This is a genomic window from Paraphotobacterium marinum (genome assembly GCF_002216855.1).
In the GTDB taxonomy this organism is placed as follows: Bacteria; Pseudomonadota; Gammaproteobacteria; order Enterobacterales; family Vibrionaceae; genus Paraphotobacterium; species Paraphotobacterium marinum.
This window is the reverse complement of record NZ_CP022355.1, coordinates 661,226-674,080: the sequence shown is the minus strand read 5'-3', so window position 1 is coordinate 674,080 and position 12,855 is coordinate 661,226. Positions and strand designations below refer to the sequence as shown.

General features: G+C 29.7%; 11 protein-coding genes and 2 pseudogenes. 2 read left to right on the top strand and 11 right to left on the bottom strand.

Going from position 1 to position 12,855, the window contains the following annotated elements; all coding sequences use genetic code 11:
- Positions 1-6: 6 nt before the first annotated feature.
- On the top strand, positions 7-1,410 hold the full coding sequence (gene glnG, locus CF386_RS03620; protein WP_089073093.1) for a nitrogen regulation protein NR(I): 1,404 nt from the start codon (positions 7-9) through the stop codon (positions 1,408-1,410).
- A 3-nt stretch (positions 1,411-1,413) separates the two neighbouring features.
- Here glnG and yihI read toward each other — a convergent pair whose 3' ends face one another.
- A complete protein-coding gene (gene yihI, locus CF386_RS03615) occupies positions 1,414-1,833 on the bottom strand; it encodes a Der GTPase-activating protein YihI (RefSeq protein ID WP_089073092.1) in 420 nt (139 codons plus the stop codon).
- A 56-nt stretch (positions 1,834-1,889) separates the two neighbouring features.
- Complete coding sequence (locus CF386_RS03610) at positions 1,890-2,504, bottom strand: c-type cytochrome (RefSeq protein WP_089073091.1); 615 nt, start codon at positions 2,502-2,504, stop codon at positions 1,890-1,892.
- A 77-nt stretch (positions 2,505-2,581) separates the two neighbouring features.
- On the opposite strand from CF386_RS03610, the gene yihA reads away from it, so the two are divergent.
- Entirely contained in the window at positions 2,582-3,223 is a 642-nt protein-coding gene (gene yihA / locus CF386_RS03605) for a ribosome biogenesis GTP-binding protein YihA/YsxC (protein WP_089073090.1), read from the top strand.
- Here yihA and polA read toward each other — a convergent pair.
- The 9 genes and pseudogenes from polA to lptM form a co-directional block, all read right to left on the bottom strand.
- Positions 3,217-5,926, bottom strand: a pseudogene (gene polA, locus CF386_RS03600) (DNA polymerase I). The gene yihA and the pseudogene polA overlap by 7 nt on opposite strands.
- A gap of 192 nt (positions 5,927-6,118) precedes the next feature.
- Complete coding sequence (locus CF386_RS12980) at positions 6,119-6,931, bottom strand: 3'-5' exonuclease (protein ID WP_225971714.1); 813 nt, start codon at positions 6,929-6,931, stop codon at positions 6,119-6,121.
- Positions 6,892-8,263, bottom strand: a pseudogene (locus CF386_RS12975) (UvrD-helicase domain-containing protein). Before CF386_RS12975 ends, CF386_RS12980 begins: the two are co-directional and overlap by 40 nt.
- A 41-nt stretch (positions 8,264-8,304) precedes the next feature.
- Positions 8,305-9,012 (bottom strand): HAD-IA family hydrolase, encoded by a 708-nt coding sequence (locus tag CF386_RS03590; RefSeq protein WP_089073089.1) that lies wholly within the window; start codon positions 9,010-9,012, stop codon positions 8,305-8,307.
- Positions 9,009-9,914, bottom strand: coding sequence for a tyrosine recombinase XerC (gene xerC / locus CF386_RS03585; RefSeq protein ID WP_089073088.1), 906 nt, complete (start codon positions 9,912-9,914; stop codon positions 9,009-9,011). The genes CF386_RS03590 and xerC overlap by 4 nt, the downstream gene beginning before the upstream one ends.
- Positions 9,915-9,926: 12 nt before the next feature.
- Positions 9,927-10,532, bottom strand: coding sequence for a DUF484 family protein (locus CF386_RS03580; RefSeq protein WP_089073087.1), 606 nt, complete (start codon positions 10,530-10,532; stop codon positions 9,927-9,929).
- Positions 10,533-10,543: 11 nt separating this feature from the next.
- Positions 10,544-11,374: a diaminopimelate epimerase gene (dapF, locus tag CF386_RS03575; protein ID WP_089073086.1), complete on the bottom strand. Its 831-nt coding sequence runs from the start codon at positions 11,372-11,374 to the stop codon at positions 10,544-10,546.
- Positions 11,364-12,635 carry a diaminopimelate decarboxylase gene (gene lysA / locus CF386_RS03570; RefSeq protein ID WP_089073085.1) on the bottom strand — a complete coding sequence of 424 codons (1,272 nt, stop codon included), beginning with the start codon at positions 12,633-12,635 and terminating at the stop codon, positions 11,364-11,366. The genes dapF and lysA overlap by 11 nt, the downstream gene beginning before the upstream one ends.
- Positions 12,636-12,650: 15 nt before the next feature.
- Entirely contained in the window at positions 12,651-12,785 is a 135-nt protein-coding gene (gene lptM / locus CF386_RS12905) for an LPS translocon maturation chaperone LptM (RefSeq protein ID WP_089073084.1), read from the bottom strand.
- Positions 12,786-12,855: the final 70 nt, after the last annotated feature.

Genomic DNA, 12,855 nt, shown 5'->3' with positions numbered 1-12,855 from the left:
TTTGATGTGAACGGAACTGTTTGGATTATAGATGACGACGAATCTATTAGATGGGTTTTAGAGAAAACATGCACTGAAGCAGGGCTAAACTGTAGAACTTTTCCAAGTGGCCATAGGGTTTTAGATGAAATTATTAAAGAAAAACCCAACGCTATCATCACAGATATTAAGATGCCTGGTATAAATGGACTGGAATTACTAACAGCAATCAAAAAAAATTCTTCAGTAAATATCCCTGTTATAGTAATGACTGCTCATTCTGATTTAGAAACAGCCGTAAACACTTATAAACTTGGTGCCTTTGATTATCTTCCAAAGCCTTTTGATATTGATGAGGCTATCCTTCTAATACAGAGAGCTGTGAACTTATCAAACACTTCAGACAGTGAAAAAAAAATTTCCTCCCTAACAACTGATATTATTGGGGAGTCACACGTAATTCAAAATGTTTTTAAAGCAATTGGAAAGTTATCCAAAACAACAATTTCTGTATTAATTTCTGGACAATCTGGTACTGGTAAAGAATTGGTCGCAAAAGCAATACATAAACATAGTCCAAGAGCAAATTCTAATTTTATTGCTCTTAATATGGCAGCTATTCCAAAAGAGTTAATAGAATCAGAACTCTTTGGCCATGAAAAAGGCTCTTTCACAGGAGCAACTACGGATCGAGTTGGTCGGTTTGAACAAGCTCATATGGGTACTTTATTTCTTGATGAAATAGGTGATATGCCATTAGATATTCAAACTAGACTTTTGAGAGTTTTATCTGATAAAAAATTCTATAAAATTGGAGGCAAAAAAACAATTGAAGTAGATGTAAGAATAATTGCTGCAACACATCAAAATTTAGAGGATCTTATAAAAAAAGGCCTTTTTAGGGAGGATTTATTCCATCGACTGAATGTCATTAGAATTAATCTTCCATCTCTCAATGAAAGAATTGATGATATTCCTCTACTATGTAATTACTTTCTTGAAAAGATTTCAAAAGAATTATCTTTGCCCAATAAACAATTTACAAAAAAAGCATTATTGAAACTACAAACAGTCAATTGGAAAGGAAATGTTAGACAACTTGAAAATGTTTGTCGGTGGTTAATTGTTATGACATCTGGAGATCAAATTGAAGTTGAAGATTTACCAACAGATTTATTTTATAATGTTGATAATACAAATATTACTGATAAAGCTTCAAGTAATTGGCAAGAATCACTTTATACTTCAATTAAAAAACACCTTGATGAAGGCAACAAAAATATCTACAGTAAATATATTAATCAATTAGAAAAAGTTTTAATCGATTCAGCCCTAAAGCATTCAAATGGCCATAAAATCAATGCTGCAAATTTACTTGGGATGGGTAGAAACACCCTTACTAGGAAAATCAAAGAGTTAAAAATTAAATAAAAATCACTTATTTTCTTCTAAGATTTTAATCAATTCATCTGCACGGTTTAACTTTTCATTAACATAATCTGTTAAACCTTCTCCAAGCTTCTCTCCGTTATCAATTCGATCTAATAAAATATTTAATTTATTATCATTTTCAATTTGTTTCAGTTCATTCTCAACTTTATCATAATCAAGGCTATCAATTTTTGACTCATTTAAGTTCAATAAAATTGGTTTTTTACTTCCTAATCTGGGATCTTTTTTTAACCTAAAATCACTGTTGGTAATGTTTTCTTGCGAATTTCTATTTCCTGGACGTAACCCTTTTTTCTTATTTTCTTTTTTACGTAAACGGCCCTCGTAGTCTAATCGATTTCTATTTTTCATAACCACGACTTCTTGAAAACCACCCGTTTTTGATTTTTTTCTTCTAGTCATATACTTCTTTATTTTGATTATTTAAATATCAATTAATTATAACCTAAATATAAAACTTAATACAATCCATTCAAATAAGATGCTAAAGCTGAAATTTCTTCATCAGTTAAGTTTTTAACTGTTGTTCTCATCATACCATTCATATCATTTTTTCTTTTATCATATTTAAAAGATAATAATTGTTGTTTTGTATATTCAATATTTTGACCTGATATTCTTGGAAACCCTGTTAAACTTGTTCCATTTCCTCTTGGACCATGACATGCTAAGCAAGCAACAATACCTCTTGTTTTATCACCACCTTTATACAAACTATCAGCTATAATGATAGCTTCCTTTGAAGCAAAACCCGTTATTTTTTTTTGTTTAGAAAAATACATGGATAAGTCCTTCATATCTTGAGTTGATAAATTTTGAACAATTCCTTGCATGATTGGATTAGATCTACCCTCCTTTCCTTGAGATGAAGTTGCTAACTTAAATTCTGTTAATTGTTTGAATAAGTATTTATAATGTTGTCCTGCTAAAACAGGATTATTAGCAATAATTTTATTGCCCTTTAGACCGTGACAGGCCACACACTGTTGAGCTAATTTTTCTCCCTTTTCAATATTAGAAATTGAAAAACAACTTGAACTAATAAATAAAGACAGTAATAATATTATTTTCATATAGAACCATTTATTATATTCTTATAATATGTAATATGGTACTAACTTTAAGATAATGTAAATTTTAATAAAAACTCATGACCAAAATAACAAAATTTAATCAATTAGATTTTCGGCAAACAAAATTTCTATTGAGTGCACCTAATATTTACAATATGCCCACTGACGAAGGTTTAGAAATCGCTTTCGCTGGACGTTCCAATGCTGGTAAATCAAGTGCTTTAAATGCAATCACGGATCAAAAAAATTTAGCTAGATCCAGTAAAACCCCTGGTAGAACTCAATTAATAAATATATTTCAAGTTAATAACCACTTAAGTTTAATAGATTTGCCTGGCTATGGGTTTGCAGAAGTACCATTAGCTGTAAAGCAAGAGTGGCAAAAATCTCTTGGTGAATATATGCAACAAAGAAAAGCTATGAAAGGTATTGTGATTTTAATGGACATTCGACATCCCTTAAAACCACTTGATAAACAATTAATTGACTGGTCATTAGAGAGTAATTTAAATATTTTAATTTTGCTGACCAAGGCAGATAAATTTAAAAGAGGTGCTCAAAAAAATCAACTTTTAAGAGTTAAAAATGATCTTCCTAAAAACAAAGCCATAAACATAGTCCCTTTTTCTGTCTTGAAAAAACAAGGCATAGAAGAGTCAATTAATATACTCAATAGTTGGTATGATCAATACCTATCGGAGGAAGCTCTGCATCAATGAGCCTCTCCCCAATTAAAGCCAATTCCCATATCTGCAATTAGAGGAACATCAAGCTTTACTGCTGTTTCCATCAAACTTTTAAGGTGATATGATACTTCATTTACCATATCAGTATTGATTTCAAAAATTAATTCATCATGAACTTGCATAATCATTTTAACATTTGATGACAAATCGTTTTTTTGGATATACTGTTCAATATTTAACATTGCTAATTTTATAATATCAGCAGCAGTTCCTTGCATTGGTGCATTTATGGCCATTCTCTCTGCAGCTTTAAATTTCATCATATTTTTGGATGTAATATCTGGTATGTTTAATTTTCTTCCCATCAACGTTTTGACATATAAATTACTTTTAGCATCTTCCTTTATTTTGTTCATGTAATTTAAAACTCCAGAGTATTTTTCAAAATAAAGATCAATATATTTTTGAGCTTCGGCTCTTGTAATATCTAATTGTTTAGATAAGCCAAAGGCACTCATACCATAAATTAAACCAAAGTTAATAGCTTTAGCTTTTCTTCTTTGATCTGAATCGACTAATTCTATCGAAGTATTAAATATTTCAGCTGCTGTTGCGCTATGAATATCTTTACCGGAGCGGAATGCATCCATTAGATACTCATCACCTGAAAGATGTGCCATTATTCTTAATTCAATTTGCGAATAATCAATAGAAACTATTTTGTTTCCTTTTTCAGCAATAAACGCTTTACGAATATCTTTTCCTCTCTGTCCTTTTACAGGTATATTCTGTAAATTAGGATCACTCGAACTCAACCTTCCCGTAATTGTTCCTATTTGATTATAAGAAGTATGAATTCTACCAGATTTTATATTGACCATTTTAGGTAATTTATCTAAATATGTACTTTTCAATTTGAACAGAGTTCTGTACTCTAATATTAATCTAGGCAAAGGAAAATCAAGAGCTAGTTGTTGTAAAACCTCTTCATTAGTTGACGCAGCTCCGGTAGGTGTTTTTTTGATGATAGGAAGTTCTAGTTTTTCAAATAATATACGTTGGAGCTGCTTAGTTGAATTAATGTTGAATTTTTCTTGGGAAATCTCAAAAATTTTATGTGTTATACCATCTAACTCTTTCTGGATTTGCTTTGATTGCTCTAACAAAAGCTGTGAATCAATTAAAACTCCTGTATATTCCATTCTTGATAAAACATTGATAAGTGGTAGCTCAATTTCCTCGTATAATTTATATGAATCAGAGTCTTTATCAAGTTCTGTTAACATTTTAAAATAAAGCTGGTAGGTCAAATCCGCGTCTTCTGATGCATATTTCGTAGCAGTTTCAATATCTACCTGATCGAAACTAATTTTATTTTTCCCCTTACCTGTAATTTCTTCATATGAAGTCATTTTGTAATTAAAATATTCTTGTGCTAAGGAATCTAAACTATGTCTCCGAGAAACACTATCCAAAACATGAGATAAGATCATTGTATCCTTAATATTAGAAGAAAGGTTAATTCCATATTTTAATAAAACGTTTCGATCATATTTTATATTTTGTCCGATAATGCAATGATCCTGTGATTCCAATAATCCTTTTAAATTAGTCAAAACATAATTAAGATCTAGTTGAATATTTTCAATTAAATTATGTTGCAAGGGAATGTAATATCCCGTGTTGTCTTCTAAAGAAAAGATATACCCACTAAATTTGCTTGAAAAGGATCTAAACTATCCGTTTCAGTGTCAAATGCAAAAAAATCAGATTCGCTGATTGTAATTAAAAACTTTGAAAATGCTTCATTATCATTTATAGATTTATAATTTTTTTGACTATTGTAGTTTCATTGAAAGAAGCTTCATTTTCTAGCCATTTTTTAAAATTTAACTCTTCATAAATAGCGTTTAATTGTTTTTGGTTATTTGACTTTTTTTGACTTTTGGCGTTAAAAACATTGCTATCATCAAATTCAACATCAATTTTTATAGTTGCTAATTCATACGATAATAGAGCCATATCTCTTTCTTGTTCAAGTTTTTTTGCTAAAGTTTTAGAACCTCTGAAGTTTAAGTCTTTTATCTTTTCAAGATTATTATATATATCTTCAAGTGATCCAATTCCAGCTAGCAGGCTTTTAGCGGTTTTTTCACCAACTCCTTGAACTCCAGGAATATTATCTGAACTATCACCCATTAATGCCAAATAATCAATAATTAAATTAGGTCCAAAACCATATTTAGCCTTAACACCTTCGATATTTAATGTTTCATTTGTCATGGTATTAATTAGAGTGACTTTATTAGTCACAAGCTGTGCAAGATCTTTATCGCCGGTGCTAATTACTACTTCATAACCCAATTTCTCCGCTTTTACAGCTAGAGTTCCAATCACATCATCTGCTTCTACGCCACTCACGGATATTAAATCAATATTCTGTAATTCTATAATTTCAAATAATAAAGGAATTTGTACACTCAAGTCTGAAGGCATTTTTTCTCTATTAGCTTTATAGCTAGGATAAAGATCGTCTCTGAAAGTTTTACCTTTTGCATCAAAAACCACAATAAGTTTATAACTTGGAAATTGTTTAATTAAACTTTTTAACATATTTAATACGCCATAAATAGCCCCCGTAGGAAAGTCTTTACTATTTCTAAAGTTAGGGTAAGCATGATATGCCCTATATAAATAAGATGAACCGTCTACTAAAATTAATTTATTTTCTATCATATTAAACTCTTATAAAATTTTTCTTAATTCAACTTAAATCATGTGGATAACTTTGTTAATAGTAAGCCAAAAATTTAATCGGAAATCCAAAAAAAAAGATCTTTTATGTTAATTACATTAAAATTCAATTACTTAAAAAAAACACAGCCAGCTGATCATTGATCCGGAATAGATCTGCAATTGTGGAAAAAGTTATATTTTTTTTATGTTGCACAAACTTAAAATTAACCATTTTCTACCGAGGAAATCAAAGTTAATCTCTATTTTTTCTAAATCATCATTACCTTGTAAGTTAAGAACATAGCCTTTGCCAAATTTAGGATGCTCTATTCTATCACCAATCATAAATTTTTTTGTTTGATGGTCGACATCAATAACGAGATTATTTGAAGAATCTATGTTATTCACTCTATTTTCTATACAATGCTCTGGAATTTCATCAATAAACCTTGAAGGCAAATGATATTGTTCTTTACCATATATACGTCTAGATTCTGCATGAGATAAAAATAGTTTATCCATCGCTCTTGTTATTCCCACGTAGGCTAGTCGACGCTCTTCTTCAAGTAATTTTTCATTGAGGCTTCGCGGACTTGGAAACAAACCTTCTTCAACACCTACTAAAAAAACAACTTTAAACTCTAAACCTTTTGAACTATGTAGAGTCATCATTTGAATCGCATCATCTGAAGCCTTCGTTTTTTCTTCCCCACTTTCAAGGGATACATAAGATAAAAATTCATTAGTTACATTCATACTTTCATTCTCATGCGATGCCTCGAACTGCTTAGCTGCATTAACTAATTCTTCTATATTCTCGACTCTCATACCGGATTTATCTGATTTATCTGATAAATACATATTTTTTAAGCCAGTATTTTGAATTATAAGTTTCAGTTTATTAGTAAGTGAGAGAGAGCTTGCTTCTTTCGACATGGCAACGATTAACTGTAAAAACCTTTCAATCACTCCTTTAGTTCGTGATGATATTTCAGAATTATCCAAAATTCGATCATAGTTGACCACATTGAAGTTTTGTTTGCTTGGGAAGCAAGTCTTATACTTTCAATTGTCTTCAATCCAATCCCCCTTGTCGGACGATTAAGAACTCGCTCAATTGAAGCATCATCATCTTTATTCTGTAATATCCTTAAATATGCAATACAATCCTTTATTTCCATTCTATCAAAAATCTTGTTCCACCATAAATATAATAAGGGATTTTAACTTGAGAAAGTTGATCTTCAAATAATCTTGATTGCATATTACTTCTATATAAAATAGCTATATCTTTAGGCCTGATATTAAGGCTCATATAATACTGTATTTTCTCAACAACAAAAATTGCTTCGTCAATATCATTAATCGCCGAATAGATGGAAATCTTCTCACCATCATCCATTTCGGTCCATAAGTTTTTTCCAAGACGTTTGTTATTATTCTTAATTAAACTATTAGCAGCATTTAAAATATGAGTTGTTGAACGATAATTTTGTTCTAGTTTAATAGTTTCTACTTCATAAAAATCTTTAAGAAACATATTTATATTATCTATATTGGCTCCACGCCACCCATATATCGATTGGTCATCGTCACCAACGATCATGACGCTATTACGACCACTATAAAATGACTTTAACCATTTATATTGTAATTTACTCGTATCTTGGAACTCATCCACAAAAATATACTCGAATCTTCTTTGGTAGTGCTCTTTAAGCATTTCATTTTTTTCTAATAACTCATATGTTCGAAGTAATAACTCAGAAAAATCAACAAGACTAGAGCGTTCACAAACATTTTGATATTCTTTATAAATATCCATCCACTTTGAATCATAATAGGATAAATCTATATTCGTTTGACCTGGCCTAATACCATCATCTTTTTGGCCATTGATAAACCATGCAGCCTCCTTTGCACTCCATTTTTTCTCATCTAAATTCATACCTTTAATGACTTTTTTTAACAGCCTTAATTGATCATCAGCATCAATAATCTGAAAATTTGGATCTAAACAAGCTTCTTTAGCATGAATTCTTAATAAACGGTGACAAAGTCCATGGAAAGTACCACTAAATATATTTAATCTAGATTCAGAGAGTAAACTTCCAACTCTTATATTAAGTTCATTTGAAGCCTTATTAGTAAAAGTCACTGCCATAACTGAAGAAGATTTAACAAGTTGATTTTTATTAACCATGAAATTCTATGTACTAGAACCTTAGTTTTTCCACTCCCTGCGCCAGCAAGGATTAAGTAATTTCCTTTTGAACATGTAACTGCCTCTTTTTGCTTTTCATTTAAGTTATTAAGTACATTATTTACTGATTGCATAATTTTAAAATCCAATAAAATTTATTTCCAAAGCCAATGAATCAAAGAATTTTTTTTAACTCTAAAATATTTTTAATTTCAAAGTCAGGCGTAATTACATGATTTGTATTTAATTTTTCTTGTTTTAAATTTATCCAACATGATTTCATCGAACATGATACAGAACCAATTACATCATCAACGTAACTGTCACCAATATGAAGTATTTTGGATGGTTTAATATTTAACTCACTAATAGCAAGCTCAAACATGTCTGCTTTGGGTTTAGCTCTACCATCTTTACCTGATTTATAATTATATTGAAAAAATTTATTTAAGACTGTTTGACCAATATCAAGGTTACCATTTGTTATGGATATAAGGATATATTTCATGGACAAAGAGCTTAAAAGTTTTATTATATCACTTTCAACCACAATTTGGTTTCTATAAAACAAAAATATTTCTAAGGCTTTGTGAGCTGCAAGTTTGGATTTCTTGATTGTGAAACCTAACTTTTCAAACAAAATAATGAGACAATTCAATCGAAATAAAGTTAAATCATTTCTAAACATATTATTTTCAAGAAAATTTTTTCTAATTAACGATATATTTTCTAAATAATATTGCTTGCTTATTTTAAAATTGTGATTTAACCAGTAAAATAATTCTAACTCTGCTTTAAATAGGACTTTTTTGTTGCAATAAAGGGTATCATCTAAATCGAAAGATAAAACCTCAAACTCATCTAACTTTTTAAAAGTATTCATTTTTTATTACTTTTTTTAGCCCGAGGATGTGCTTGATCGTAAACACTAGCTAAATGCTGGAAATCTAGATGAGTATATACTTGAGTAGTTGATAAATTAGCATGTCCTAAAAGTTCTTGTACTGCTCTTAAGTTCCTACTTGATTCAAGTAAATGAGTAGCAAAACTATGTCTAAGTTTATGAGGGTTTAAATGACTAGAAAGCGATTGCTTTTTCCCCCATTCAGATAATCTTTTTTGAATGCTTCTATGAGAGATTCTTTTACCTTGCTTGGATAAAAAAACAGCGTCATTAGATAAGTTATTTACAAAATCATCTCTATATTTTAACCACTCTGTCATTGCTTTCAGAGACTGTCCCTGAAATGGAAGTAATCTTTCTTTATCACCTTTACCAATTACTTTAATTTCATGATTTTTACAATTCAGATCACTAAGATTTAATGCAACTACTTCGGATAATCGTAAACCTGATCCATACATTAATTCCATGATGGCTTTATCTCTGATAGATAGGGGGTCATCACTTTCGAAAGCGAGTAATTTATTAATTTCATCAACTTCAATATTCTTTGGTAACAATTTATCTTTTCTAGGAGAATTTAAACTAATAGCTGGGTTAACTTCCAAAAATCCTTCATGAACTAAAAAATTTAAAAAACTTCTAAGACTAGAAAGCTTTGTAGAAATACTTGTAGACTTTAACCCCTTACGTTTTAAATATGATGCGAATTGTCTAACTTTATGAACATCAACATCACGCCAAGAATCAAAATGATTTTTTTCAAAAAATAATTTTATTTCTAATAAGTTTCGTTTATAGTTTTTTAGGGTATGAATACTAGTATTTTTTTCATATTTTAAATAATTAAGAAAATAATCCAACATTTGCTCTTTATCCATATATTCCTCAACTTATGAATCTTTAAAAATCGTTAATAGAAACTCCACCTGCATCTTTAAATTTTCTAAATTGCTTGGATCTAAAGATAAATTAAAATGCTCAACATCTGAACTTTTAAAAAGAAAGTAGCCATGTTTATCTAAACGAATTATGGCTACAGAATATTTATCTGATTGATTAGTTGTATCAATTAATTCATATAGGTTTTTAGCGTCTACAGTGCCTAAAAAAATATTATTATTAAATTTTAACTCATTTAGAAAATTATTTTTAATTAGATGTTTTTTAATATACCTAAATTCTAAATTAACATTTAATGAAAATTTTGTAATCCTTTCAAGAAGTTCATTTTTATTTGTACATAAATACAAATCAGAATATAACCTTAAATATTTTTTTGATAATTTATTATTATGATCGTTTATATTGATAATACTATTCAATATAGATTCACAATGGTTATTTTTTTTTCTAAGCATTTTTAAATGATATTTTGTAAGATTAATAGTATCAGCTCTTTCAACATAAAAATCATGATCTAAAAACTTGCCCATATTTTTCTCTAAAAAATCTGGATTATTTTTTATATATAAAATCACATCATTTTCATCAATCACACTAGAACCCTTTAAATATTCAAGAAACCATCAAATACATGTTTTGCTTCACCAATTAAAAATATTGAGTCAGATGAGCAATCTTTCATTATATCTAGTGTTCCTCCTAGCAACTCAACTCGAACCTTAGATTCTAATAAATTGTTTGATTGTCCAATAGCCACAGCAGCACATGCACCCGAACCACATGCAAATGTCTCACCTACCCCTCTTTCATAAACTCTGAGTTTTATAAAATTATCTGAAATTATTTGCATAAAACCAACATTGACTTTATTAGGAAAGCGATGGTGTGACTCTAAAATCTTACCTACTTTATTAAAATTACAATTTTTAATATCATTTACAGTTATGACTGCATGAGGGTTTCCCATACTAACTACACTAAAAAAAATGGTTTCACCTTGTTCTCGAATGATGTAAGTGTTTTCTTTTTTTGTAGCTTGAAAAGGAATTTTTTCAGGCTCAAAAATAGGCTTACCCATATTAACCTTTACAGATTTATCTGGCTGTATCGTTAATACATATTTACCTGACTTTGTGCTTACCTTAATATTTTTTTTATTGGAAAGACCCTTTCTTCTGACAAAGCTAGCGAAGCACCTTGCACCATTTCCACATTGTTCAACCTCTGATCCATCAACATTAAAAATTCTATAATTAAAATCAATATCTGGATCATATGGTGCTTCAACCAAAAGCAGTTGATCAAAGCCTACACCAGTATTTCTATTTCCTAATCGTTTAATCATATCTTTAGAAAAGAAAACATTTTGCGTTATACAATCAACAACCATAAAGTCATTTCCTAACCCGTGCATTTTAGAAAAATTAACTCTCATTTGGTGCCTCATCAAAATTAGGTATTACTTCCAACTCTAACAAATTATCTATATTTTCCCTTTTTCTAATTTCAAAAACTTTAGATTCATCAATAAAAATCTCTGCAGCTCTCCCTCTAGAGTTATAATTGGATGACATAACAAAACCATAAGCTCCAGCTGATTTAATAGCTAGATAATCTCCTTCAACTATTGACAGTTTTCGATCTTTACCCAAAAAATCTCCTGTTTCACAAATTGGTCCCACAACATCATAATTTTTCATATATTTATTATTCAATTTCAAAGGGACAATTTTCTGCCACGCGTTGTAAAGTGTTGGTCTGATTAAGTCATTCATTGCTGCATCAACAATAGCAAAGTTTTTTGCTTCATTTTCTTTAATTGTTAGTACTTCAGTTAGAAGAACTCCGGCATTTGCAGCAATCGCTCTTCCAGGTTCAAGAATTAACTCCATATCTGGATATTGTCGTAATTGTTGTAAAATTTTTTCTGAATATTCACTTGGTAGCGGTGGATTTTCTTTATCATAAACAACACCAAGCCCTCCACCAAGATCAATATGTTTGATATTTAATCCTTTTTGTTTAAGATTATCAACTAAAGCCAATACTCGTGATAACGCATCTTCAAAAGGACTCAGTTTAGTCAATTGTGAACCGATATGACAGTCAACACCTTCAACTTCAATATTTTCTAAAGAATCTGCATATACAAATTCATCAATGGCTTTTTTGTACGATATTCCAAACTTATTATCTTTAAGTCCTGTCGTAATGTATGGATGAGTTTCTGCATCAACATCAGGGTTTACTCGTATTGAAATTGGCGCGATCTTTCCTAATTCTTTAGCTATTTTATTAATTAAGTCTAGTTCACTTCGTGATTCAACATTAAAACTTTTAATGCCTACATTTAAGGCATTCTCAATCTCAATTCTAGTTTTTCCCACACCAGAAAACACAACTTTTTTAGGATCTCCTCCTGCTCTTATTACTCGTTCTAATTCACCTCCAGAAACAATATCAAATCCAGAGCCAGCTCTTGCTAAACAATTCAGTATAGCTATATTTGAATTTACTTTTACCGAATAACAAATTAAGTGTGGGTGAGAACTTAATGGTTTTGTGAATGCTTGATAATGTCTTAAAAAAGTTTTTTTTGAATATACATACAGTGGTGTACCAAATTTTTTTGCAACATCGCTAAGTTTTACATCCTCACACCACAACTCATGATCTTTAAATTCAAAATAATCCAAAATTCATACTCCTATTCAATATAACAAAAAACTATCTTTTGATTGCTTTTTGTCATTGTTTTTATCTGGTTGATAAAGGGGCCCTGTATTACCACAACCGGATAAAAACAATAAAGATATTAAAGTAAACATTATAACTAAAAATTTCATTTTAATAACCAAGTGATTCTTTTTCTTAATTAAACTATAATCTCATTATTCAACTAAAAATCAAGTAAAT